The organism is Segatella paludivivens DSM 17968 = JCM 13650 (genome assembly GCF_000373185.1).
Classification (GTDB): domain Bacteria; phylum Bacteroidota; class Bacteroidia; order Bacteroidales; family Bacteroidaceae; genus Prevotella; species Prevotella paludivivens.
Window position 1 is genome coordinate 17,398 of record NZ_KB890686.1, and the last position, 25,684, is coordinate 43,081.

Here is a 25,684-nt window from a genome sequence, read left to right on the forward strand (position 1 = left end):
TTAAAGAGTTTTAAGTAAATTCATTAATTCATGTACTCTTGTTGAGGTATAATGTTTCTTTAAGTATTCGTTATACTTTGAAATATCAACCGGAGTCTTAATAGCTCTATCCATATAATATTCAAATGATTCATAAGATTCTATTGATGGAGAGAAATCACACAATTGATAATACTTTGAATCTGGACATTCAGGATAATGCGCTAGAATATGACATCCACAAGCAACTTGTTCCAAAAATCTTGGGGTTACATGATAAAAGCCGGTAGTAATGCCATCCATTACATAACCTTGAGTACCATATAGACTCACTCTACCTTGTGAAAGTAAATCCATATAACCTTTTCTTGTTTTTATATCACCTAACAATGTTGTTCCATTAATATAATACTGTAAATTTTTCACATTACCATCGCCTTTACCTCTTTCTACATAAGTAACTTCAGGATGTTTTTTTATATACTCCTTAAAAAAAGAATATAATAATGGATCTTGCCTACCCGTAAGTACTATATCATACTTTTTATTAAAAGTTCTGTTATCCAGAGTATATTCATCTGATAAAGAATAAGCCATTAATGCTATTGGAATCGGGCATTTTTTTTCAATTAAATATTCATAATCAAAAGGACTAGACAATAATATTAATTTATTGTTAGAATGTATAGAATAAAAATGTTGTAATTGTTCATCTTTAAGAAAGAAATCAATAATACATGGAATAATATTTTTTTTATTTATCGACAATTCTTCGTCTCTTGCATTTATAACATAATATAAACTATTTTTATATGTAGTAAGAAGAGTTGGAAATATATGAAGACGTTTATATGCTCTTTGAATCTTTGATATGCTTGTTATAGATAAACTCATTTCTTTTGAAATTACATTTTCCCATTCATAGATAATATCTAAAGCATGACATTTCTCCAAATAAGACCTTCTAGAAATAATTTGTTTTATATTCATTTTAAATTATGTATAATTATATATTCTGAAATAAACGATTATAATGATATAGCTGCATTTTTTATATGTTTATTAGTAGAAACTTTACTAATTAGATAATTATATTTTAGAACTAAATCATGAAAAAACAACACTGGAATATTAACAATTAGACAATATATTACATTCCAACTAACTTTTTTAACTCACCCTCTTTAGCTAATGCGTAAACTGTTGGTATTAGAATGCCGACGAAGAGAGATAAGAGAACAATCAGGCTACCCTTTGGTCCAGCTTTCTGCGTAGGGACCGTTGCACTCTGAAGTGTTGTGAATACAGGAGTTACTGCCTGAACCTTGGCATAGGCAGCCTGAAGGCTAGCGGCGAGAGTATTATAATTGTTGAACTGGAGCTGCATATCATTCTCCAAGTCTTCTTGTTTACTTCTCACACTCTCTAAGATTACTTCCTGATTAGCATCACTAAAGGCTCCATATTGCTGACGTACCTTTTCGTAACGACGCTTAGCCTCTATACACAGTCTCTTAGTGGTTTCAAGATCATTGCGAGCCTTGTTAGTACGATACTTTGTGATAAATGTCTGAAGACGAGTCTTTACCGAGTCTGCCATCGTAGCAGCAATCAAAGGGTCTTGATCGGTAACATTGATTGTTATTACCCCTGTTTTGTCATCAACATCGCAGACAACATTATTTTTTATAACAGAGGCTATTGCTGTCTGTTTCTTTGTCAACATGAATGTATTCACCTTTTCACGGCGGATAGTATCTTTTCCGCTGAAAATTTTAGACCACCACGGGGTCTTCTGATAATACAGAAGGTAATCATAATATGTCATTACCTTGCTGCTATCCATGCGATGCACCTTTACATCAAATAAACTAGTCTTGAAATCAACAGAGTTCATTAAATCTGGATAGAGAGTAGGAGTAATGGCATCAGCATCAGCTTTACTGCCGCCAACTTTATAGCCCATAGATGAAGCCAAAGAACTGAGGGCACCTCCTCCTGTTGCTCCACCAAGTTCAGGAGCAAGAGTCACTTGGCACTTATAATATTTAGGCAAGGACTTGGCGTATATTACCCCAATAACTATTGACAGAGGAAGCACTATTATATATAGCAATTTGTGTTTCCATAAGGCTGCGAATATAGCCTTAAAATCAATAGAATTTTCTTCGTTTTCAATTGAGACCTTCGTATCAGGAGTCTCATTTATATTCGTTGACTGCGTGTCTTTTGATTCTAAATCCATTGTATGTAGAAATTATAAAATGGTTTTACTAACGATATTATTTCACGAGATTGCTTATTGTGGCTATCATCGTTGCCAACGAAGCTATACTTGTTCCTATTCCTAGGATATTTCCGATGCCATTGCCCTTTGACTTTGGCTTGCTAGGAACAATAATTTCACATCCTGGCTCTACCTTTCCATGTCCAACCTCGCAGACGGTACCATTCTGATAGACAATAAATGCCTTACTTTTCTTGGCACGAATGCCAAAGCCACCAGCCTGATTGATATAATACTTATATCTTTTGTCTTTCGCGTAAGCTACGGTATTTGGGAACATCACATCACCGCTGACCTTGACAGTTCCATTATATTCAGGAACAACAAGTTTATCCCCCTCGCGAAGCACAATATCATCATTGCTTCCAGGATTTGCTATTGCTTTATCAAGATGAATACCAACATAATAGGTATCACCGAGATCCAATTTAGCTGTTTTTATAGAATCCTTTGCATCCGCATTCTGCATATTGGTGATGCGCAATACATTCTGCATACGAGCACGCTCATCATCATTCATCAAACGTTCTATACGAGCGCCACGAACATAAGCATCACGAGTAGTACCTCCAGCTGCTTTGACGAGTTCACTAAGTCGCATGTTCTTACTATTTAGAGTATATGAACCTGAGAAGAGTACCTCACCCTCGATGCGCACATTACGCTGAATCTGGAAACCTGGGCTGCGACGTACATAAACTTCATCATAAGGTTCTAGTTTAAATTCTTTTTTACCATCAATGACAAATCCATCTTTCAAAGTGAAACTAAATGTCTTGGCAATCTCTCTTGATGACTCTGTTGCCGCTGGGTCCATGATGCGACGAGACACATCTACTTTTGCCGTTGAAGCGGCATCGGTGAGACCGCCAGCCTGCATGATAAAATCCTCAATGGTTTCATTATCTGCATACTGATAGGTTCCAGGGAACTGGATTTCTCCATGAATAGTGATTGAACGGGTTGAAGTACGGTTTGACTGAGTTGGGATGAAAAGTACATCCTCATTCTTCAAAGGAATGTCAGCAACAGTGCCCTTCATGATTCCTGCTATATCAACGGATAGCACTTCAAGCGTGCGGTCTGCTTTCTTACGATGGAGAACAGCATGATCAGTGAAAGCATCTTCAGTTACACCTTCGGCATGGCGAATAAGCGAACGGACACTGTTGATATCATTTCCAAGCTGATACATTCCAGGACGGAAAACAGCACCTTTCACCTCAACCATATTTTCATAGCGATTGAGAATTGAATCTACGCCTAAAGAGTCTCCATCAGCAATGCGGAAATTGCTCATATCAAACTCATTGATATTAAATACTGACTTGCCATTACCTGTGGCACGATTCAGACGAATCGATTTCTTATAAGCATTACCTGCAAAACCTCCAGAATATCGTAACACAGAAGAAACACTTTCGTTCTTGCGCATTTCATAGGTCATTGGGCGCTTTACGGCTCCACCGATATCTACCAAGCAATCATAAGGTCCAACGACAATGACATCATTATCACGCAGGCGAATATTACCTGTGAGGCGACCATTCAAAATATAATCATATACATCGACAACAGTTGCCAAGCGACCATTGCGGAATACTTTGATATTACGAAGTGTTCCTAAGCCATTGATACCTCCAGCCATATAGAGTGCATGGAAGACACTGGCGAAAGCACTGAGAGTATAGGTTCCAGGAACCTTCACCTCTCCCATCACATTTACGATGATGGTGCGAGTCTGACCAATTGAAGTCTTAATCTGGCTGCTACTAAAACGTGAACCAAGGGTAGCACGAATTTTTGCGTTGGCTCTATCGACACTCATACCGCTTACATAGATAGGACCATAACCAGGAACGGTTACAGTTCCTTCTGGTGAAACGGTAAGGGTAAGGCTTTTCTGCGAAGCTCCATAGATTTCGATAACAACTTCATCACCAGGCCCGATTGTATAATTAGTCGGCGTGGCGATATTCATATTCGGTTCGAAACTTAATAGTTTATTATTAAAGATATCTCGTCCAAAAACTTTCTTTCCACTGGGAGTAAGGGTTTCAGAGGTCTGATCTTCATCACCCCGTTCCATCTTGACGTATCTATCTTTTTGCGACTCGTCGTCATTGGATTGCTTATCTTTATCATCGTCAGTATTCGCCTTTGCATCAAGCTTTTTAGAAGTAAAGTCACGACGTTTTGCTCCGTTGTTTTTACGAAGATTGCCAGTTGATCCTGTAGAAGGATCGGCAGAAGACGAAGAATTGGCTGCGTCCTTTGCCTGATTGGTATATTGGTCACGAACACGGCGTATCTGGTCAATGCTGACACCACTTTGCATCAATTTGGTAACAATCTGTCCCTGCGACGTTCCAGCTTTTGCCTCACGTTGATAAAAGCTCATAATTTGACTGTCACTCATCTGAGCGAATGAGCCTAGAGATAAAATAGAGAGGAATAAACTAAAAAGAATCCTTTTCATATAATTTGTTATGATGTTTTTTTAATGTGACGTTAATGAACATAAATACTCCTCCCTCCAGACAAATGCCAAGAGGTGGAAGGGAAACTGCACGATCCGCACCGTTTTGAAGAATAGAGACATGAATATATATGATTAAACTAAAGCTAGAAAAGAATGCGTGCCTGTGAATATTCAAAAAACCAGCTATTAAATTATTCAAATTCAATCAAAATATATAATGGTCGTTGTTATAAAAACATACGATAATAATCACTATTCTTACAGTTCGGGTAATAATAATATCCCTGAAATCGGCACAAAATTACAAAAAATAATAGTAGCATGCTAATTATTAGTTGACAAAAAGCTAAAAATATATTAAAATGGATGGAATGAATGAAAAATAGATACAGAAATCACTTATTGGTATCACACACAGGGAAAAAACATGAAAAAAAGGTAGCGTGCAAACACACTACTATTTGATGTTAATGGTATAAATATTCTACCAAATTAAGCTATCGCCAGCTCTCATTTTTGCGTGAGAAAAACAAAATCATATTGGGAATGAACTACAAACAAAAAAGCCGTTCTTAAATCTATTGTTCTCTTGTTTATTTCATAAGGATAAAAGAGTTGTTTTTAAAGACATGCCGTGCAAACGAGAGCAGAGACATCAAGCTTACTTGAATGCTATGCCGAGTGTAGCCGATTTTCAAAGAATTTAAATGTCGCGTAAACGAAGACTGGGGCAAGTTTACTTGAAGTATGTTGAGTGCAGCTGAACTTCTTCAAAGAAAAATCGCATGTGTGGGTTCTTTGGTGATTGATCGAGTACTCTTACATGAATTTTCTCCCGCAGATAGCGCAGAGGATGCAGAGGAATACAGCAAAGCTGCATTATTTCGCAGAGAAAGATATGTTGGAATTAGTGTGTGTTTGGGGGTTCGTCTGCGATTATCAGCGAGATCTGCGAGAGACATTAGGGTTTCTTTGGTGATTACTTGAGTACTCTTACGTGAATATTCTCCCGCAGATAGCGCAGATCACGCAGAGGAATACAGCTTAGCTGTATTATTTCGCAGAGAAAGACATGTTGAAATTAGTGTGTGTTTGAGGGTTTCGTCTGCGATTATCAGCGAGATCTGCGAGAGACATTGGGTTTTTTTTTGGTGATTACTGGAGTACTCTTGCGTGAATATTCTCCCGCAGATAGTGCAGAGGACACAGAAGAATACAGCAAAGCTGCATTATTTCGCAGAGAAAGACATGTTGAAATTAGTGTGGTTTTGGGGGGCGTCTGCGATTATCAGCGAAATCTGCGGGAGAAATTGGGGGCTCTTTGGTGATTGCTTGAGTACTCTTATGTGAATATTCTCCCGCAGATGGCGCTGATCACGCAGAGGAATTCAGCAGAGCTGCATTATTTCGCAGAGAATTTCGTTTGGATTATTGGAATTATTGGGGTTCGTCTGCGATTATCAGCGAGATCTGCGAGAGACATTGGGGTTTCTTTGGTGATTACTGGAGTACTCTTGCGTGAATATTCTCCCGCAGATAGCGCTGATCACGCAGAGGAATACAGCAAGCTGTATTATTTCGCAGAGAAAGACATGTTGGAATTAGTGTGTTTTGGGGTTCGTCTGCGATTATCAGCGAGATCTGCGAGAGACATTAGGGTTTCTTTGGTGATTGCTTGAGTACTCTTACGTGAATATTCTCCCGCAGATAGCGCTGATCACGCAGAGGAATACAGCTTAGCTGTATTATTTCGCAGAGAAAGATATGTTGGAGTTCGTGTGTGTTTGGGGGTTCGTCTGCGTAAATCTACGGGAGACATTAGGGTTTCTTTGGTGATTGCTTGAGTACTCTTACGTGAATATTCTCCCGCAGATAGCGCTGATCACGCAAAGGAATACAGCTTAGCTGTATTATTTCGCAGAGAAAGACAGATTGTAGTTAGTATAGTTTAGGGGTTTGTCTGCGATTATCTGCGAGATCTGCGAGAGACATTGGGGTTTCTTTGGTGATTGATTGAGTACTCTTGCGTGAATATTCTCTCGCAGATAGCGCTGATCACGCAGAGGAATACAGCCAAGCTGCATTATTTCGCAGAGAAAGACAAATTGGAGTTAGTGTAGTCTAGGGGTTGTCTGCTATTATCAGCGAGATCTGCGAGAGACATTGGGGTTTCTTTGGTGATTGCTTGAGTACTCTCACATGAATATTCTCTCGCAGATAGCGCAGAAGACGCAGAGAAATGCGGAAAGTTTTCGCTAAGTTATGAGCAGAGGAAGCTCACTTACTTTACCAAGCGCAGCTAGATATTCATGAAATAAAACGTCTTCAAAGAAGAAATCTATATGACATATTGGGTTTGACAAAAATTATAGGAAACGCACCTAAAGGTGCTCGGAAAAAATTACAAGGAAGTTGCGAGTATGAAAATTACGATATAATAATTACAAGAAAAGTATGCTGATGATATATTTCTCAAACGAATTTTTTGATAAAGAATATCGGCTACACTCGGCATAGCCAAAGCTAGCTTGGCTCTGCTCTTGCTTGCAAGATATTTTTTCTTTGAAAAAAGTTATTTCATGAGTATCTAGCTGCGTTCGGCATAGCTCAAGCTAGCTTAGCTCTGCTCTTGCTTGCAAGATAGTGCCCTCGCCACAGCATCGTAAGCAAGCTTACTCTGCTCATGGTTTAACGGGAACTTTCATGTCTGTTTTTCTTGGCATTATTAGATTACCTTCATAATAACTGTAGATTACATAAACTCTTAATATTTATAAACTCGCAGTGCGATATTCATTTACCCCCTAATTATTAAAATAAAATTTTAAAAGATTTATCATTAATCTCTATGCTACTACCTATTGAAACTTTACATGTATGAGAAAAATTTTACCTAAAAAATCGCTTAGAGTAACCTTAATATTTGTAGTACCTTCTGATACCGGAGATATTACTCCTCTATCTGAAACTGTAGCAACTTTAGAATCATCGCTACTCTATAAAATTCGAGAGGACTTTTAATCTAAAGGAGTAGAAAATATAGTAAAGACACCTATTTTCATCATGTTAGATCCAGATTATTTATAAATTAAACGACACCAGTAAAAGTGGTATAATGATGTCCATCTATAATAGTTGATTTTTATCATTATGCTCCCACTCCCACAATAATCGATTGTTTTTAATAGTAGCAGCATTTTTTGATTATATATTACTATATTTGCAACAAAGTTTTCTGTATAAAAAATCCATTGTTTATTTTTCCTTCTAGAATCTTTAACCGCATTAGCTAAAACTGATATAGTAAAGATACTTGTTATTTTTAATGGTTTTGCAGAGACTAAAGAAATAAGACTATCGAAAATAATATATCAGCATCAACTAAATTATCATTATTTTTCAAGATCTATTTATTAATAATGTCCTTTGCCTCTACATGAAGGACATACTTTGCAACCATGACAGTGAGATAAAGGAACATTTGCATTACATCCAGGGCACCATTTTGTTCCAGTCTGACCATACGTGGGAACCTCATCATCTATAAAACCAGTTCCATGACATAGCGAACAAACTGCACCACTTGTGGTAGACGAGTAAGCGGAAGATTGAGTGCTACCACTATTCATCGAATTCATAAAACTAAGAAAGTTTCGATTAGCTTGACGCTGTTCATTTATATAGTTTTGATATTCTGCGGTCGCCTTATTTGGTATTGTAAATGTATACATCAGCTTTTGATTATTAATGTCTCTTACTGTTACTCTATCACCTGGTAACACACTCGCAGTTGTAAATATATAAGACATTGAAGCTGCTCCATTTAAGACACTGCTTACATTTATTTCATACCAATTTTCATCATCTTCACTTCTTATTATTTCTACATTACGTGCCTTCTTTGATGTTATAACAACAAGAGAAAATCTATCGTTTGCTTCTGGGAAAACACGGACGATAGTAACAGGATTATTCTCTGCTTCTTGTTCTTGCTGTTGTGCTTGTTCCTGTATAGAATTAAGTAAATTCATTGTCATCTGATACTGTTGCATCTCCAGTATCAGTCCTAAATCAACTTGTGCATTTACTTTAATTGATAATATTATCAGTAAAAATAATAAAGATATTTTTTTCATTATCTCTTCGTTTCTTTAATGGTACAAAATTAGGAATCATTTGCCATATACACAAATGTTAAAATTCGAATTATGTATCATGTTTATCAAATGTGTGCTTGAACTATTAAATTTCATACTTGTTCTAATTAAAACAAACATAGGCATTGCCTTCAATTTAACACTAAGCGAACATGGGTTCAACTACTTATTCATCATTCCATTTTTTACATGTGCAAACGGCATGTTCTCCCGCAGATGCCGCAGAGGAATACAGGCAAGCTGCATTATTTCGCAGAGAAAGATATATTGGAGTTAGTGTAATTGGGGGTTCGTCTGCGTAAATCAGCGAGATCTGCGAGAGTCATTGGCGTTTCTTTGGTGATTACTTGAGTACTCTTATGTGAATATTCTCCCGCAGATAGCGCAGATCACGCAGAGGAATACAGCAAAGCTGCATTATTTCGCAGAGAAAGGCAGATTGTAGTTAGTATAGTTTAGGGGGGCGTCTGCGATTATCAGCGAGATCTGCGAGAGTCATTGGCGTTTCTTTGGTGATTACTTGAGTACTCTTGCGTGAATATTTTCCCGCAGATAGCGCAGATCACGCAGAGGAATACAGCAAAGCTGCATTATTTCGCAGAGAAAGACATATTGTAGTTAGTATAGTTTTGGGGTTCGTCTGCTATTATCAGCGAGATCTGCGAGAGTCATTGGCGTTTCTTTGGTGATTACTTGAGTACTCTTGCGTGAATATTTTCCCGCAGATAGCGCAGATCACGCAGAGGAATACAGCAAAGCTGCATTATTTCGCAGAGAAAGACATATTGTAGTTAGTATAGTTTTGGGGGGCGTCTGCGATTATCAGCGAGATCTGCGGGAGAATATGTAGTTTAAGTTGATACATTAAATCTGCGGGAAAAGGGAAAATTTTCCGCTAACTTTATGATTCGTCAGAACTTGCGGAACGTCAACAGGAGACTGTCGGAACGCAACTGCATTCTATCTGAATTGAGTAACATTATCTTGAATGCTTCCTGCTCTTTATTTATTCCATAAGGACGAAGCGCTGAAACGGGATACATTACATGCCCATCACTGCTAGCGGGTTTCAATTTCAAAGAGTCGGCAGTATGCTCAAAATGAAAATACATATCACTACTGATATTATCATTATAGGCTTTCAGACATAATAGCCTTACCTGAACTGCATAGAACAGTTGATATTCCTTTACATCATTTCTGCCACCAGTGGCAAGAGTATCTATCTGTATCAACTGCCAATTACCATCAAGATTACCATTATCAGAAGTTTCTAACTCACAACTCTGAAACACTAGCAGTGATAGCGCCACGGACAATATATATATTATATTTCTTTTCATTTCTTCTTAAAATTTAGTATGCCACTCTTTGATATCGTAAACTGGAATCCTCTGTTGTTTCCTCTCAGAGCTCCATCATCTAAACCGAATGCCATTTTAGCACTCCATCCGCGAGTGCGGACATGCCCTATTCGTTCTGGCATGGTATATCCTACTTCTGCCAACAGGTTATAACTTCTCTTTATATCTGAATATGGTACGAAATAAGTTCCCCACCCCTTCTGCCATGTCATAAGAAGACGATAGTGCAAACCTTCAACAGGATCTCCACTAATACCGAAATGCCATGACACAAAGCGATTGTCTTTTATATATAAATTACCATCTTCATTGTATACAGGAGACAGATAGAGCGGATTACCAACCACCTGTCCCCAATGCTGCCATCCAACATACGTGCCATGATTATAATAGTCATCACGACCACCGATATGATCTGATATATCTTTTGTATGGTCATAGTAAATAGGTCCTGACTGATATTTGGTATAAAGATATTCTCCGACAAAAGTAGAGACGAAACGATTTTTTGGAAGAGTAACCTCAACACCATACATACCATCCTTTGGATCATAAACAAGGAAACGATTACCGACCTTTTCATTCCACCTATCTCCACTTCCATACGCATCATAATCTAAAAGATACATTTGGGAACCATCTTCAAAATAATGATCGGTGTAGGCACGAAGCTTCCAAGTATTGAATTTATAACTAACAGAAAGAAGTAAAGAACCAAGCATATTGCCTTCTGCCGAATATAAAGACTTATCATCATTACCATTAAAAGGGATGAATGCACTGACATAATCTTTAAATCCTGAAGCATAAGAATATTTATGACCATTACTATAAACAGAGCCACCAAACGTAGTAGCCATTTCCAGTCCCAACATCGCTTCTAAAGGATGCCGATTTTCATTGCCAAGTCTTATATAACCAGCCCTTCCACAATAGAGCACATTTTTCTGATATTTCGCGCCAGATGTATTAAAACGCTCTTGCCAGTCACCGTCTGAAAGAACTCCGTAAGAAACATATCCCTTGAAAGCTAAAAAGCCGTTAGTTCCTGGGATATTCCAAAAGTCAGGAAGGCTAAGACGAACCTGTGGAATAGGTCGTGAGTTGATACCAAAACATTGGCTACCACTGCTAAGTTCCTGATTTTTCTGTTCCATTGGTTGCTCTTTACTACCAACGGTAAGCATACCTTTACGCCAGCGCACATCAACATAAGCTTGTTGGACGACAAAATTACTGGTGAAATTATATGGCGCAACGATATCTGCGCAATAACCTACTGCCCATTTACGCAAAGAATCTCCCTGGATTGATTTCATGACAGCCCCACGGACATATCCATTCCGGGTATCGAGTGAACTCAAACCATATTTATTGGCATTGAGCCACAAGGGGTTATGGCTGCCAGTGCCTGTAGTGTTTTGCATTTCAACTTTATACGTAAGTTGTGCGTAAGTTGGACTTGCAAATATTGTTAGTAGTGGCAAGAACCATTTTAAATCAATCATATTCTCTTTTAAATCTAAGTTATAGTAAAATGTTGTGCTAGCGAGAGCAGAAACTTCAAGTTTACTTGAATGTTATNNCGAGTGCAGCCTATCTTATGCAAAGATAGCGCAAACGAGAGCAGAGACATCAAGTTTACTTGAATGCTATGCCGAGTGCAGCCTATCTTATGCAAAGATAGCGCAANCGAGAGCAGAGACATCAAGTTTACTTGAATGTTATATCGAGTGCAGCCTATCTTATGCAAAAATACTGCAAACGAGAGCAGAAACTTCAAGTTTACTTGAATATTATGCAGATTGCAGCAAATATTATGCAAAGGTAACGCAAACCAATGGAATAATCAAAAATAATTATGTTTTTCCGTTTTTTTCTTTGTTTGTTATCTTTATTGCACTATAAAGACAGGTTAATCACATGATAAAACGGTCGTTCTCACGGGCATGTCGTGGAAACGAAGACTGGGTCAAGCTAGCTTGAACGATGTTTAGTACTGCTAGATATTCATGAAAGAAGACTTCTTTAAAAGAGAATTTCGCCTGAAGAACAAACTAATTAACAAGCTGAATTGCTTACTTCAATTTCAAAAGACACTTCATTGATTTCATCCATAATTTGGCGATTATAAAGGCTCAGTTTGTAAACTTGGGGATTTAACAATTCTAAAAAAAATGCTTATCTTTGCACCATGCAAAGAAAGTCAATAGATTATAAAGAAATACTGTCAATGTTTCTACCATCAGGAATATTGGATTATTTTGAGTTTACCGATTACTCAAATATGGGAAGTTATTATGTGTTTTGCCTTCAGGAAAAGTCTGAAATACCGACAGAGTTAAAGTCTTTATCTTTGGTATCTAAAGGCTTTTATCCAGAAATAACGATAACAGATTTCCCTGTCCGTGACCATACTGTCTATTTTAAAATTAAACGCAGACGCTGGGAAGACAATACGACTGGTCGTACTTATAGTAGAGATTGGAAACTAGTTGCTGACGGAACTCATATAACCAATGAGTTCGGTTCTTTTTTAAAAGAATTACTTGGACACTCATGAAGTGAGCATTAAATCCTTAGCTGATTTCTGTGGAATGAAGTCTTCTACTTTGACAGACTATTACAAGGAACATCTGAGTGACTTCCGCTCATGGAACCAAATTTCACATTCTGATGACTATATATATTTCACCCATAATCTTGGTGAAAGTATTTCCATTGATGAGACTGCATTCAGCAATGGTGAACTGTATACAATAATAACGAACAAGGACGGCCATGGTAAAAAAGGAACGCTTGTTGCCATGATACGAGGTACGAAAGCCGAGGAAGTATGTAAACGTCTTAATAAAATTCCAGAAGGTAGACGCAAGAAAGTCCGGAATATAACATTGCATATGGCAGGAAGCATGTACCAAATTGCAAAGAAATGCTTCCCAAATGCTACACAGACGATAGACAGGTTTCATGTTCAAAAACTTATGCTTGAGGCATTGCAGGATCTCCGCATACAGTACCGATGGAATGTCATGGAACAGGAGAATGATGAAATACGTAAGGCTAAAATACGTAATATCGAATACAAGGCTAAACGTTTCGATAATGGGGACACTTTAAAACAACTACTTGCCAGAAGTAGATATCTCTTGTTTAAATCACCAGAAAAATGGACGAAAAGCCAGAAGCAAAGAGCAGATATTCTATTCTCTCAGTTCGATGACATCAAACAGTTTTATTACTTAGCCCTACAGTTGGGTAAAATATATTCTTTAAAAATAAGTCATGATGCTGCAAGACTGAAGTTAGCATTATGGTTTAACAAAGTTGAACAGTGGGGATATCCACAATTCAACACCGTCATAAATACATTCAAACAACATTATGAGAGAATATTGAATTTCTTCGACAACAGACTTACAAATGCTAATGCTGAATCATTTAATGCAAAGCTAAAAGGGTTTAGGGCCACGTTCAGAGGTGTAGATGATGTCAGATTCTTCCTCTTCAGAGTGGCTAAACTTTATGCATAGAATTGTTAAATCCCCAAGTTTACAAACTGAGCCATTATAAACCTTTTAACCATCTTTGTACTGCAAAACAGGTACAAATGCACCAAAAGTTGTAGTAAAAAAAGGCTCAGTTCACAAGTTCTCATACCAAAGTTAACGGATAGCTTTTAAAACAAATTAAGGGAATCACAACTAACGTTGTAATTCCCTTATTTTCTAAGTTTTTTAACTTTTTTGTAGCGGGGGTGGGACCCGAACCCACGACCTCCGGATTATGAATCCGACGCTCTAACCAGCTGAGCTATCCCGCCATCACAACAAGCATTACTGCTGTTTGCGGGTGCAAAGGTAATACAAAGTTTTTAATTACCAAAATTTATTTGGAAATTATTTTCGATTGATAGAAAAAATATAATTATGACAAAAAAACAGATGCAAAGAATGTTAAGCATATCTAGCATTTTCAATCGTTTTTAGTGTTTTGCAAAACCATGGAAAATGAAAGTATCACATACGCTATAAGAGGTGCTATATACGATGTATATTCCACACTAGGTCCGGGACTATTAGAAGTTGTTTATGAAAAAGCTCTAAAAATCGAATTGGAGACAAAAGGATTTATTGTAAAAGAACAAGGCAACATTATTGTTAATTAGAAAGGACATGAGCTTGACTGCAACTTACGATATGATCTTTTGGTTAATGATTGCGTCATCATTGAATTAAAAGCTGTGGATGAGTTCAATAATGTATTTTTCAAGCAAGTTGTTACATACTTGCGTTTATTAAACTTACGTACGGGCATATTGGTAAGCTTCAACACGGATAATATTCTAAAATCTATGCGTAGAGTGTATAACAATTACTATGACAAGAAATAACTATCATGTTGTTTTGTCGTTTAATCATTTAGTACGAAATATTTATATAAATATGAGAGATCCAAAACGATATTTATCATAAAATAGCTTGCAAAAAAAAGATATATAAAATTTACTTAAGATGCAAACGGCTGTTCTCACTTATGCTATTTTCTTTGAATAGATTTTATCATACAAAGAAACGGCCGTTCTCAGGGGCATGTCGTGCAAACGAGAGCAGAGTCAAGTTTACTTGAACTATGCCAAGCGCAGCTAGATATTCATTGGATAAATAAAATGAAGAAAATTATATTACACGTTAAACTTTTAAAAGTTACAAAAGGCGCACATAGTGGTGACTAGAAAAAAGGAAAGGAAATATGATATAAGGAAATAACAGAAATGCTTATCTCTGAGATATCACACGTATATTTCTCATGAAATACATCAAAAAATTTCTTATTTCTCACAAAAAGAAAGAAAAGCATCGTCGGAGGTTATTTGATAAAAAAGATGAAAAATGGGAGATTTCTAATATTTTTATACTAATTTTGCAAACTAAATTACGCGCACGTGCGTGAATATTACATTAGTACAGATGTTTCGAATAAAGAAATTAGACATATTTATCTCAAAGCAATTCGGAGTGCTTTTCATTGGCACATTCTTCATTTGCCAATTCGTGCTTATGATGCAGTTTCTTTGGAGATATATTGACGAACTTATCGGTAAAGGCCTGTCGATGGAGATACTGGCACAGTTCTTCTGGTATATGGGACTGATGCTTGTTCCACAAGCCATGCCACTAGCCATATTGCTGTCTTCTTTAATCACTTTCGGTAACTTAGGTGAAAGCAGTGAGCTAACAGCAATAAAAGCAGCAGGAATATCACTGATACAATCTTTCAGATCACTTATTGTTCTTACCGTTGTTATCAGCGGCATCTCTTTCTATTTTCAAAATAACATAGGACCTACAGCAAATATGAAAATAGGACAGCTGCTTATATCTATGAAGCAGAAAAGTCCTGAAGTAGAAATTCCTGAAGGTATATTCTATGACGGAATACCTAACAGCAACTTGTATGTTCAGAGAAAAGACGTCAAGACAGGTATGCTATATGGCGTGATGATATACCGAATGACAGGTAGTTACGAAGATCAAGCAATAATCCTTGCCGACTCTGCGATGCTACAAGCTACTGCTGAGAAAAAGCACTTGCTATTACACCTGTGGAGTGGCGAATGGTTTGAGAATATGCAGACTGATGCGTTCGGAAACAGTGCAGCTGTGCCATACCGCAGGGAGACCTTCACGGCAAAAAAGATTGTACTTGATTTTGACGGCGACTTTAATATGGCAGATGCAACCAGTCTATCAAACGATGCCAGAGGAAAAAGCCTCAAGAAAATATTTCATGACATCGACTCGCTCAACATAACCTATGACAGCATAGGAAATGCATATTATAAGGACGAGAAAATGGGTATGTATTTTACGCCGAAGATTAATAAGCGTGACTCCTTAGCCGCTATAAAGGCAGGCATGGCAAACAACTTCAATATAGACTCTACATATAGTCATCTGTCGGCAAGCAAGAAGAGCCAAGTTGTGAACGACGCTTTAGCAAAAACGCAAGCTGCCGTAAACGACCTTGACTTCAAGAGTATGATAACGAAAGACGGCGACAAGATTATTAATGACCACGAGATTGAAGCTATCAATAAGTTTACAGTAGCGTTATCCTGTCTGATATTCTTTTTCATCGGTGCCCCACTGGGAGCAATCATAAGGAAAGGAGGACTGGGAATACCGGTTATTATATCAGTACTTGTGTTTATCGTATATTACATTCTTGACAACTCTGGATACAGAATGGCGCGCGGCGGCATGTGGTCTGTATGGTTTGGAAAGGGACTTGCTCCGGCTGTGCTAACGCCAATAGCAGTATTCGTGACTTACAAGGCTAATAAAGATTCTGTGGTATTCAACATAGACTTGTATAAAGACGTGATGAGAAAGCTGTTGGGACTTAGGATAAAGCGTCACGTATTCGGGAAGGAAGTTGTGATTGAAGACCCTAACTACACTAACGACGCAATGCGCCTTGGAGCAATAAGCAACGATGTGGGTGACTACTCAAAGACACAAAAACTCGTCGGTATGCCTAATCCAATAAACATATTCTTTAAGTATCATCCTGACCATGAGATAAAAAGAATAAGCGAAGAAATGGAAGACGTGATAAACGACTTATCGAACACAAGAGATCACTACATATTGAGTGAACTGAACAACTATCCGGTAGTTTCAGTGAAAGCCCACACACGTCCGTTCGAGCGTAAATGGATGAACATCATATCAGCGGTGATACTACCACTTGGTATATTCTTCTACTTCAGAATGTTGGGATTCAGAATAAGACTGTTGCGTGATCTGAAAACAATAAAACAGACCAACGACAACATCATCAGAAGAATATCGGATATGCAAACAATAAAATAATTAGATTATATATATAAATAGGTATAATAAAATCGAAAGACCTATCATTAAAACAAGATAACTATGGGAGAGTTCAAATTAAGCAGCATCGAAGATGCCATAAAAGATTTCAAAGAAGGTAAGTTTGTCATTGTTGTTGACGATGAGGACCGCGAGAATGAAGGAGACTTGATTATCGCTGCAGAGAAAATTACAGCAGAGAAGGTTAACTTCATGCTAAAGAACGCCCGTGGCGTACTTTGTGCGCCAATAACTCTGTCGAGAGCGGACGAACTAGACCTGCCTCATCAGGTAACAGAGAACACATCAATGCTAGGTACACCTTTTACAATTACAGTAGACAAATTGGAAGGATGCACTACAGGAGTTTCGGCCCATGACCGTGCAGAAACTATCTTGGCCCTCGCCGACTCTACTTCTACTCCAGAGACATTCGGCCGTCCAGGACATATCAACCCACTATATGCACAGGAAAACGGAGTGCTACGCAGAAGCGGGCATACTGAAGCTGCTGTTGACTTATGCAAGATTTCAGGATTATACCCTGCAGGCGCACTGATGGAAATAATGAGTGAAGACGGAACGATGGCACGTATGTCTGAGCTTAAACAAAGAGCAGAGGAATGGGGATTGAAAATTATATCTATCAAAGACCTCATTGCATATAGACTGAAAACAGAATCAACTATAGAAGTTGGGGACGAAGTTGACATGCCGACACAATACGGACATTTCCACCTTATTCCTTTCCGCCAGACAAGTAACGGATTGGAGCACATGGCTATTATAAAAGGTGAATGGAAAGAAGGCGAACCTGTTTTGGTGAGAGTACATTCATCATGCGCAACAGGTGATATCCTTGGCAGCCAACGCTGTGATTGCGGAGAGCAACTTCACAAGTCTATGGAAATGATTGAAAAAGAAGGCAAAGGCGTTGTGATATATATGCAGCAAGAAGGTCGCGGAATAGGACTGATGAACAAGATTGCCGCATACAAACTGCAAGAGCAGGGCTACGACACCGTTGACGCAAATATACACTTGGGATTCAAACCAGACGAAAGAGACTACGGCTGTGGCGCACAGATGTTGAGACATCTTGGAGTACACAAGATGAGACTTATGACAAACAATCCTAAAAAGAGAGTTGGACTTGAAGCTTATGGATTGGAAATCATAGAGAATGTCGCAATAGAGATTGAACCAAACAAATATGATGAGAGATATTTGAAAACTAAACGTGACAGAATGGGACATATTCTACATTTAAAATAACATTTGTTGTTGAATAAGCTATAAATAACGTAAATTATGTCACCTTTTCTTCGCCGAAAAGAATAAAATGCTTACTTTTGCATAAAGTAGGCNNCGNCAAGGCATAACATACAAACAAGCTTGATGATTCTGCACTTGGCTTGCACTACTTTTGCATAAAGTAGGCGGCGGCAAGGCATAACATACAAACAAGCTTGATGATTCTGCGCTTGGCTTGCACTACTTTTAAATAAAGTAGATATATAAAACAAATAACCAGAAGGAAGAATTATTATGGGACAGTTATCAGATCGTTTGAATCGTTTAGCGCCATCAGCAACACTTGCTATGTCGCAGAAAAGTAATGAAATGAAAGCTCAGGGTATTGACGTCATCAATATGAGTGTCGGTGAACCTGATTTCAACACGCCGGACCACATAAAGGCAGCGGCAAAAAAGGCAATTGACGACAACTATTCAAGGTACTCACCAGTTCCTGGTTACGCTGACTTGCGCAAAGCTATTTCAGCCAAACTGAAGAATGAGAACGGACTTGACTATACGATTAATGAGATTCTGGTAAGCAATGGTGCAAAACAGAGTGTATGCAACACCTTGATGGCTTTGGTTAACGACGGAGACGAAGTTATTATACCTACTCCATATTGGGTAAGCTATCCACAGATGGTGAAACTTGCAGGCGGAAATCCAGTATTCGTGAATGCTGGATTTGAGCAGAACTTCAAGATGACTCCAGAACAGCTTGAGGCAGCTATAACACCCAAGACAAAGATGCTTATCCTCTGTTCGCCAAGCAACCCTACAGGTAGCGTTTACTCACAGGAAGAACTTGCTGGTCTTGCAGAAGTAATCAAGAAGCATGACGGCATGTTTGTACTGGCTGACGAGATATACGAACACATTAACTATATTGGTAAGCATGCCAGCATAGCCACAGTTGAGGGAATGAAAGAACGTTCTATCATTGTTAACGGTGTATCAAAAGCCTATGCTATGACAGGATGGAGAATAGGTTATATAGCTGCTCCTGAATGGATCGTAAAGGGATGTAACAAATTGCAGGGACAATATACAAGCGGACCATGCTCAGTAAGTCAGAAAGCTGCAGAAGCCGCTTACACACTAGAGCAAGGTTGCGTAGAGGATATGCGTAAGGCATTTGAACGCCGTCGCAACCTCATCGTAGAACTAGCTAAAAATATTCCTGGACTGGAAGTTAACGTACCAGAAGGTGCATTCTATATATTCCCGAAATGCAGCAGTTTCTTTGGTAAGAGCAATGGCGAGAAGACAATCAACAACTCAACCGACTTTGCACTCTACCTACTGGAAGAAGCTCATGTCGCAACAGTTGGCGGTGATGCATTCGGAGACAAGGAATGTTTCAGAATGAGTTATGCAACAAGTGATGAGAACATTAAAGAGGCTATGCGCAGAATCAAGGAAATTTTAGCAAAGTTAAAATAACTGAAGCGAAACAAAAAAGAAAAATTAATAACAATATGATTAAAATTAAAGCAATCTATCGTTAAAACTTCTTAATTAAGTTCGTAGTTATTCATAAATTGCTATCTTTGCCAAACAAAAAAAGTACGAGGACCGCAAGGCATCTTTTGACAATAACATTAAATCAAATAAACATTAATATTATTAATAACTAAAAATTAAAAATTTTAAATTATGGCAACTACACAAAAAACAGCCAGCCCTAAGAAATCTGAGGGCTTTCAGGGAGTAAGAGGCGCATTCTGGATCATCGTCGTTTGCGGAATCATCGCTTTCACATTGTTCAACCTCTGGTTTGGTAACCCAATGCACTTCCAGGACGGACTAGCAAAGACTACACCAGCTGACGTTTGGGGTACAATCTTCAAGGGTGGTGTTATCGTACCAGTTATTCACACACTTTTGCTTTCTGTATTGGCTATGTCAATCGAGCGCTCACTTGCACTTAAGACAGCTTTCGGTAAGGGTTCACTTCCTAAGTTTGTTGCAAACATCAAGGCAGCTCTTAACGCTAACGATTTCGCAAAAGCACAGCAGCTTTGTGACAAGCAGAAGGGTTCTGTAGCAAATGTTGTTTCAGCTTCTCTTAACGCTTACAAGGAAATGGAATCAGGTGCAAATGCAACTCTTAAGAAGTCACAGAAGGTTTCTAAGATTCAGCAGGCTCACGAGGAGGCAACTCAGCTTGAAATGCCAACTCTTACAATGAACCTTCCTATCGTAGCTACTATCGTAACTCTTGGTACACTTACAGGTCTTCTTGGTACTGTTGTTGGTATGATCCGTTCATTCTCTGCTTTGTCTGCAGGTGGTGGCGCTGACTCAGCTGCACTTTCTGCAGGTATTTCTGAGGCTTTGATCAATACTGCATTCGGTATCGGTACATCATGGTGTGCTGTTGTATCTTACAACTATTTTACAAACAAGGTTGACAAGTTAACATACGCTCTAGACGAAGTAGGTTATTCAATTGCTCAGACATACGAAGCTAACCATACAGAAGAAGCATAATTTTTGCTAACCCTTTAAAAATTTATCGCTATGGGTAAAGTAAAAATTAAGAAAAGTGACGTTTGGATCGATATGACGCCTATGTCAGACGTTATGACCCTTCTGCTTACCTTCTTTATGCTGACATCAACATTCGTAAAGAATGAGCCAGTGAAGGTGAACACTCCGGGTTCTGTGTCTGAGATTAAGGTGCCTGAGAACGGCGTCCTGACCATCTTGGTAAGTCCTGAAAAGGACAAAGCCGGTAAGCCAACAGGCGAAGGTCAGGTATTTATGAGTATAGATAACACCGACCAGTTAGGTCAGCCCCTAGATGCGATGACTGGCAAGTTTGGTGTTACACTAAATGAAAAGCAGTCTAAGACTTTCAAGAACGAATCAACATTCGGTGTTCCAATGAATGAATTGAGCGGTTATTTGGCAATGTCTACACAGGCACGTCAGAAGACTCTTAACACCAAAGGTATTCCATTGGATAGTATCAAAGGCGGCATGAGCGAATTCCAAGAGTGGGTAGATCAAGCTCGTAGAGTAAATACGAACTTAAAGATCGCACTTAAGGCAGACGCAACTACACCTTACAAGACTGTAAAGAAGGTAATGAGTGAGCTCCAGGATATGGACGAAAGTCATTATTATATGATTACACAGCTTAAAAAACAGGGGGACGAATAAATGGCAAAGAAAGAAAGCAAACAGAAAAAGGTTAATGTCCGCGTAGACTTTACACCTATGGTGGATATGCTGATGCTTCTTATCACGTTCTTCATGCTGTGTACTACATTGAGCAAGCCTCAGACAATGGAGCTGACAATGCCAAGTAATGACAAGAACACTCAAGATAATCAGAAGAACGAGGCTAAGGCTTCAGAGTCAATTACTCTGTATGTAACAGCTGATAACAAGATCTTCTATGGTGAGGGTATCCCTCAGTATAGCAATCCAGCATGGCTCAAGGAAACAACTTGGGGTAATGATGGAATTCGTAAGATCTTGAGAAATCACTCTACAGCAAATGGAGTAAAGCCTGTAACACGTATCGAACTTGCAGTTAAAGAACTTAACGCTGATAAGGCTAAGAATCCTAAGATGTATCCAGACAGTATATATCAGAAGAAACTTAGCAAGATCAAGGGTGGTGAGCTCAAAGACGGTAAGGTCCCTACTCTAACTATCATCATCAAACCTTCAGACAATGCATCATATAAGAATATGGTGGATGCTCTCGATGAGATGCAGATTCTAAGTATTGGTACTTACGTTATCGATAAGATTAATTCTGACGACGCGAAACTTCTCAAGTTGAAAGGTATAAGACTCTAATCGATAAGTAACGAAACAATTAAAAAAGAAACAAAATGGCAAAAATAGACTTATTTGATCCTAAATGGGTCGAGATGGTGTTCGACGGAAAGAACAAAACTTATGGAGCATACCAGCTTCGTAAGGGTACTTCCGGTCGAAACATTAAATCTCTTATAATCTTATTCATTGCTGCAGCTCTAGTAGGAGGTTTTCTTGCATGGAAAGTAATTGAACAAAAACAGGCTGAACAGCAAGCAGCTTATATGGAGGCTATGGAACTTTCTAAACTCCAGAAAGAGGCTAAAAAGAACGAGAAAAAAGAGGTTATTAAACCGAAAATTCAACCTAAGAAGGAGATTCCTGTTGCTCGTCAAACTCAGAAATTTACTGCTCCTGTCATCAAAAAGGATGACCTTGTAAAAGAGGAAAATCAGATCAAGCAGATGGATAAGTTGGACGACAAAGTTGCCGTTGGTACTGAAAACCATGATGGAACTAAGGATCGTAATGTAGAGGCAGTGCGCAACGATATCGCTGTAAACACTCCTCCACCAGCTCCAAAGGAAGAAGTTACCAACAAGGTCTTCGACGTTGTAGAAGTTATGCCTTCATTCCCAGGAGGACAAGGCGCACTTCTGAGCTATCTTAGCTCACACGTTAAGTACCCTGTAGTTGCTCAGGAAAATGGTGTTCAAGGTCGTGTAACGGTTTCATTCGTTGTTGAGCGCGATGGTTCTATCACAGATGTACATGTTGTACGCTCTGTTGACCCATCACTTGACCGTGAAGCAGCTCGCGTCGTTAGCAGCATGCCTAACTGGCAACCAGGTAAGCAGAATGGTTCTGCTGTTCGTGTTAAATTTAATGTACCTGTGCAATTTAAATTGCAGTAAATGAATAAGAACATATCTTATATATTTATAGGACTAACCCTATCTTTAGGAGTATTCTCATCTTGCAATGAGAATAAGCCTAAAGGTAGTAGAACTGATACACCGACGTCAGGGACGATTGAATTCGTCTCTGACGAAAGTTTTAGTCCAATCATTGAGGAAGAAAGACAGCAATTTGAGTTTGAATACCCAAAGGCGCATCTGAAACCTCTGTATACAGACGAACTAACCGGTCTGAAGATGATTCGAGACCTAAAGACTTGTCTGTTAATTACTTCACGTGGTTTGAAACCAGGTGAAATAGCCTACATCAAGACTAAAAACATTATACCTTCTGTATTTCCTATCGGTTACGACGGACTTGCACTTATCGTAAACAAGAACAATAACGATACTTGCATGACAGTGAACAACGTTAAGAAAGTATTAAGCGGAAAGGTAAAGAACTGGAATCAAATATATCCAGGATCAAAGAGAGGTGGCATACAGGTTGTGTTTGACAATAGGAGTTCAGCAACATTACATTATGTAGTAGACTCTATACTTGGCGGCAAACCAATCATAAGTGACAACATCGTTGCAGCAAACAGCAGTAAGGAAGTTATCAACTTAGTAAGCAAAACTCCTAACGCCATTGGTGTTATTGGTTCAAACTGGCTTAATGACAAGCGAGACTCCACAAACACCACATTCAAGAAGAATATTCATGTAATGTCTATATCCATTAAGGAAAAGGCTACACCAATGAACAGTTGGAAGCCATATCAGGCATACTTGCTAGATGGAAGATATCCATTCGCAAGAACTATATACGCAATAGTAGTAGACCCAAGCAAAGCATTGCCTTGGAGTTTCGCCAACTATATTTCAAGTCCTAAAGGACAACTTATTATCTTCAAATCAGGCTTACTGCCATATAGAGGTGACATAAGCATAAGAACTGTAAAAGTAAAGAATTAAACATTTCAGATTTAAACTATTCATCCATTTTATCGTCATAGATGAAAGCAGTAAATGTTACATAACTAAACAAGATTATGAAAAAGATTAAATACCTTGTAGCTGGTTTGCTGATGATGGGATTATCAGTACCAGGAATGGCTCAGAACGCAAATTACAACGACTTACTGAAGCCAATAGAGCAGACACTTAAGTCTAACCCAAACCTTGACGCTAAAGGACTAAAGGACTTGACTAAAGAGTATGAAAAAGAATTCAAGAAGGATCCAAAGGCTCTTGTTGCACTTGGTAATACCTTGTTGATGAGTAAAAAATATGACGATGCTTCAGCTATCGGTAACATGGTTATTGCAAAGTTCAAAGATTGTGGTGATGCATACGTACTTCTTGGTGATGTCGCAGCAATGAAAGATGACGGTGGTGATGCTGCCATGTGGTATCAGCAGAGTATGACTATGGATCCTAAGAATCCTAATGGATACATGCGTTATGCAAATGTTTACAGAAAGCGTAGCCCGGAAGAAAGCGAAAGAGCTCTGAACCTTTTGAAGCAAGTTCGCCCAGACTACCCTATTGAGGCTGAAGCTGGAAACAACTTCTATCTTGGTGGAAACTATGCTAAGGCATACGAATATTTCGCAAAGACACAAAAAGAAAGTCTAGACCAATATTATCTTGTAGCTTATGCTGTATCAGCATATATGAACAACAAGAAAGATGAAAGTCTTGACATTGCAAAATTCGGTACACAGAAGTTTGCTCAAAACATAACTTTTGATCGTGTAGCACTTTGGAGTGCAGTAGACACTCAGAAGTTTGACGATGCAATTACTTATGCCAATAAGATTGTCACAACAGACTCTGTTGAAAAGAGTGCCCGTGACTACATATACTATGGTTTAGCACTGAAGGGAAACAAACAGTACCAACAGGCTATTGACCAATACAACAAGGCTTTTGATATGGAGAAGAATAACTTCAAACCATATCAGTATATAGCTGATGCTTATGCAGAAATGGGTCAGGAAGACAAAGCTTTGGAATACAGCGAAAAGTATATGGCAAACAATCAGGATGCAACACCATCTGATTATGCAAAACTCGCTAACATCTACATACAGAAAGCTGCAAAGGGAGACGCTAACAAACAAGCTAACCTAGACAAGGCTTACAATATATATGATCAGATGGCAGTTAAGTGGCCTACTATCGCAGCATGGGTAAACAACATGGCTGGTATGCAAGCTTCTAAGGCTGGTCAAGACGACAAGAGCGTTGAATACTTCAACAAGGTTGTTGCTATGCTTGGTAACAAGGAAAACCGCGAAGAAGATGAAACAAACACATTGAAGTCTGCATTAGCAAACCTTGGTTACTACTATTGGATTACTAAGCAGAACCTTGATGCTGCAAAGCCTATCTACGAACAGTTGGTAAAGCTTGATCCTAATGACAAGAATGCTCGCGCAGCTCTTGGACTGGATAAGCCAGAAGATGTTAAAAAATAATTTTTTAATAATAACACTACACTAAACAGAACAGGCGAGAGAGCGAAAGCTATCTTGTCTGTTTATTGTTTATATACAT

At 38.5% G+C, this 25,684-nt stretch carries 17 protein-coding genes, 1 tRNA gene and 2 pseudogenes; 12 read left to right on the forward strand and 8 right to left on the reverse strand.

The genetic code is table 11. The features are described from left to right. The 7 genes and pseudogenes from B045_RS0113530 to B045_RS0113575 form a co-directional block, all read right to left on the reverse strand. Complete coding sequence (locus B045_RS0113530; RefSeq protein ID WP_018464806.1) at positions 1-969, reverse strand: hypothetical protein; 969 nt, start codon at positions 967-969, stop codon at positions 1-3. Between the two features lie 160 nt (positions 970-1,129). Further along, positions 1,130-2,224 carry a Wzz/FepE/Etk N-terminal domain-containing protein gene (locus B045_RS0113535; protein WP_018464807.1) on the reverse strand — a complete coding sequence of 365 codons (1,095 nt, stop codon included), beginning with the start codon at positions 2,222-2,224 and terminating at the stop codon, positions 1,130-1,132. Positions 2,225-2,261: 37 nt separating this feature from the next. Further along, positions 2,262-4,745 carry an SLBB domain-containing protein gene (locus tag B045_RS0113540; protein ID WP_025884357.1) on the reverse strand — a complete coding sequence of 828 codons (2,484 nt, stop codon included), beginning with the start codon at positions 4,743-4,745 and terminating at the stop codon, positions 2,262-2,264. Between the two features lie 2,861 nt (positions 4,746-7,606). Further along, a pseudogene (locus B045_RS15900) lies at positions 7,607-7,732 on the reverse strand (hypothetical protein); the annotation flags it as partial. Between the two features lie 429 nt (positions 7,733-8,161). Continuing rightward, entirely contained in the window at positions 8,162-8,884 is a 723-nt protein-coding gene (locus tag B045_RS0113560; RefSeq protein ID WP_018464812.1) for a hypothetical protein, read from the reverse strand. 932 nt (positions 8,885-9,816) lie between these two features. After that, complete coding sequence (locus B045_RS0113570; RefSeq protein WP_018464814.1) at positions 9,817-10,248, reverse strand: lipocalin-like domain-containing protein; 432 nt, start codon at positions 10,246-10,248, stop codon at positions 9,817-9,819. After that, positions 10,245-11,777, reverse strand: a complete 1,533-nt coding sequence (locus B045_RS0113575) for a capsule assembly Wzi family protein (RefSeq protein ID WP_018464815.1) — start codon at positions 11,775-11,777, stop codon at positions 10,245-10,247. The genes B045_RS0113570 and B045_RS0113575 overlap by 4 nt, the downstream gene beginning before the upstream one ends. 686 nt (positions 11,778-12,463) lie before the next feature. Between B045_RS0113575 and B045_RS15720 the strand changes: the two genes are divergently transcribed. Both B045_RS15720 and B045_RS0113585 read left to right on the forward strand, forming a co-directional pair. Then, positions 12,464-12,832 (forward strand): ISAon1 family transposase N-terminal region protein, encoded by a 369-nt coding sequence (locus B045_RS15720; protein WP_018464816.1) that lies wholly within the window; start codon positions 12,464-12,466, stop codon positions 12,830-12,832. A 1-nt stretch (position 12,833) separates the two neighbouring features. Beyond that, positions 12,834-13,802: an ISAon1 family transposase gene (locus tag B045_RS0113585; protein WP_238312105.1), complete on the forward strand. Its 969-nt coding sequence runs from the start codon at positions 12,834-12,836 to the stop codon at positions 13,800-13,802. A 216-nt stretch (positions 13,803-14,018) separates the two neighbouring features. Here the strand turns inward: B045_RS0113585 and B045_RS0113590 are convergent. Then, positions 14,019-14,092 (reverse strand) — tRNA-Met (locus B045_RS0113590). Positions 14,093-14,272: 180 nt separating this feature from the next. On the opposite strand from B045_RS0113590, the pseudogene B045_RS15560 reads away from it, so the two are divergent. The 10 genes and pseudogenes from B045_RS15560 to B045_RS0113640 all read left to right on the forward strand — a co-directional run bounded on the left by B045_RS15560 (position 14,273) and on the right by B045_RS0113640 (position 25,605). After that, positions 14,273-14,662, forward strand: a pseudogene (locus B045_RS15560) (GxxExxY protein). Between the two features lie 577 nt (positions 14,663-15,239). Further along, positions 15,240-17,147, forward strand: coding sequence for an LptF/LptG family permease (locus tag B045_RS0113600; protein ID WP_025883702.1), 1,908 nt, complete (start codon positions 15,240-15,242; stop codon positions 17,145-17,147). A 63-nt stretch (positions 17,148-17,210) separates the two neighbouring features. Continuing rightward, positions 17,211-18,422 carry a bifunctional 3,4-dihydroxy-2-butanone-4-phosphate synthase/GTP cyclohydrolase II gene (locus tag B045_RS0113605; RefSeq protein ID WP_018464820.1) on the forward strand — a complete coding sequence of 404 codons (1,212 nt, stop codon included), beginning with the start codon at positions 17,211-17,213 and terminating at the stop codon, positions 18,420-18,422. A 273-nt stretch (positions 18,423-18,695) separates the two neighbouring features. Beyond that, positions 18,696-19,889 (forward strand): pyridoxal phosphate-dependent aminotransferase, encoded by a 1,194-nt coding sequence (locus B045_RS0113610; RefSeq protein WP_018464821.1) that lies wholly within the window; start codon positions 18,696-18,698, stop codon positions 19,887-19,889. A 213-nt stretch (positions 19,890-20,102) separates the two neighbouring features. Next, positions 20,103-20,939: a MotA/TolQ/ExbB proton channel family protein gene (locus B045_RS0113615; RefSeq protein ID WP_018464822.1), complete on the forward strand. Its 837-nt coding sequence runs from the start codon at positions 20,103-20,105 to the stop codon at positions 20,937-20,939. Positions 20,940-20,969: 30 nt separating this feature from the next. Continuing rightward, positions 20,970-21,614, forward strand: coding sequence for an ExbD/TolR family protein (locus B045_RS0113620; RefSeq protein WP_018464823.1), 645 nt, complete (start codon positions 20,970-20,972; stop codon positions 21,612-21,614). Continuing rightward, positions 21,615-22,262 (forward strand): ExbD/TolR family protein, encoded by a 648-nt coding sequence (locus B045_RS0113625; protein WP_018464824.1) that lies wholly within the window; start codon positions 21,615-21,617, stop codon positions 22,260-22,262. A gap of 35 nt (positions 22,263-22,297) precedes the next feature. Continuing rightward, positions 22,298-23,137 carry an energy transducer TonB gene (locus tag B045_RS0113630; protein ID WP_018464825.1) on the forward strand — a complete coding sequence of 280 codons (840 nt, stop codon included), beginning with the start codon at positions 22,298-22,300 and terminating at the stop codon, positions 23,135-23,137. Further along, positions 23,138-24,097, forward strand: coding sequence for a PstS family phosphate ABC transporter substrate-binding protein (locus tag B045_RS0113635; RefSeq protein WP_018464826.1), 960 nt, complete (start codon positions 23,138-23,140; stop codon positions 24,095-24,097). A 77-nt stretch (positions 24,098-24,174) separates the two neighbouring features. Next, complete coding sequence (locus B045_RS0113640; RefSeq protein WP_018464827.1) at positions 24,175-25,605, forward strand: tetratricopeptide repeat protein; 1,431 nt, start codon at positions 24,175-24,177, stop codon at positions 25,603-25,605. Positions 25,606-25,684 lie beyond the last annotated feature (79 nt).

Bases quoted from the DNA above. Each gene is read 5' to 3' on its own strand.
- B045_RS15720 (WP_018464816.1), top strand. From the start codon at position 12,464: ATGCAAAGAAAGTCAATAGATTATAAAGAAATACTGTCAATGTTTCTA.
- B045_RS0113530 (WP_018464806.1), bottom strand. From the start codon at position 969: ATGAATATAAAACAAATTATTTCTAGAAGGTCTTATTTGGAGAAATGT.
- B045_RS0113635 (WP_018464826.1), top strand. From the start codon at position 23,138: ATGAATAAGAACATATCTTATATATTTATAGGACTAACCCTATCTTTA.
- B045_RS0113570 (WP_018464814.1), bottom strand. From the start codon at position 10,248: ATGAAAAGAAATATAATATATATATTGTCCGTGGCGCTATCACTGCTA.
- B045_RS0113640 (WP_018464827.1), top strand. From the start codon at position 24,175: ATGAAAAAGATTAAATACCTTGTAGCTGGTTTGCTGATGATGGGATTA.
- B045_RS0113610 (WP_018464821.1), top strand. From the start codon at position 18,696: ATGGGACAGTTATCAGATCGTTTGAATCGTTTAGCGCCATCAGCAACA.
- B045_RS0113620 (WP_018464823.1), top strand. From the start codon at position 20,970: ATGGGTAAAGTAAAAATTAAGAAAAGTGACGTTTGGATCGATATGACG.
- B045_RS0113605 (WP_018464820.1), top strand. From the start codon at position 17,211: ATGGGAGAGTTCAAATTAAGCAGCATCGAAGATGCCATAAAAGATTTC.
- B045_RS0113535 (WP_018464807.1), bottom strand. From the start codon at position 2,224: ATGGATTTAGAATCAAAAGACACGCAGTCAACGAATATAAATGAGACT.
- B045_RS0113625 (WP_018464824.1), top strand. From the start codon at position 21,615: ATGGCAAAGAAAGAAAGCAAACAGAAAAAGGTTAATGTCCGCGTAGAC.
- B045_RS0113540 (WP_025884357.1), bottom strand. From the start codon at position 4,745: ATGAAAAGGATTCTTTTTAGTTTATTCCTCTCTATTTTATCTCTAGGC.
- B045_RS0113600 (WP_025883702.1), top strand. From the start codon at position 15,240: ATGTTTCGAATAAAGAAATTAGACATATTTATCTCAAAGCAATTCGGA.
- B045_RS0113615 (WP_018464822.1), top strand. From the start codon at position 20,103: ATGGCAACTACACAAAAAACAGCCAGCCCTAAGAAATCTGAGGGCTTT.
- B045_RS0113630 (WP_018464825.1), top strand. From the start codon at position 22,298: ATGGCAAAAATAGACTTATTTGATCCTAAATGGGTCGAGATGGTGTTC.
- B045_RS0113575 (WP_018464815.1), bottom strand. From the start codon at position 11,777: ATGATTGATTTAAAATGGTTCTTGCCACTACTAACAATATTTGCAAGT.
- B045_RS0113560 (WP_018464812.1), bottom strand. From the start codon at position 8,884: ATGAAAAAAATATCTTTATTATTTTTACTGATAATATTATCAATTAAA.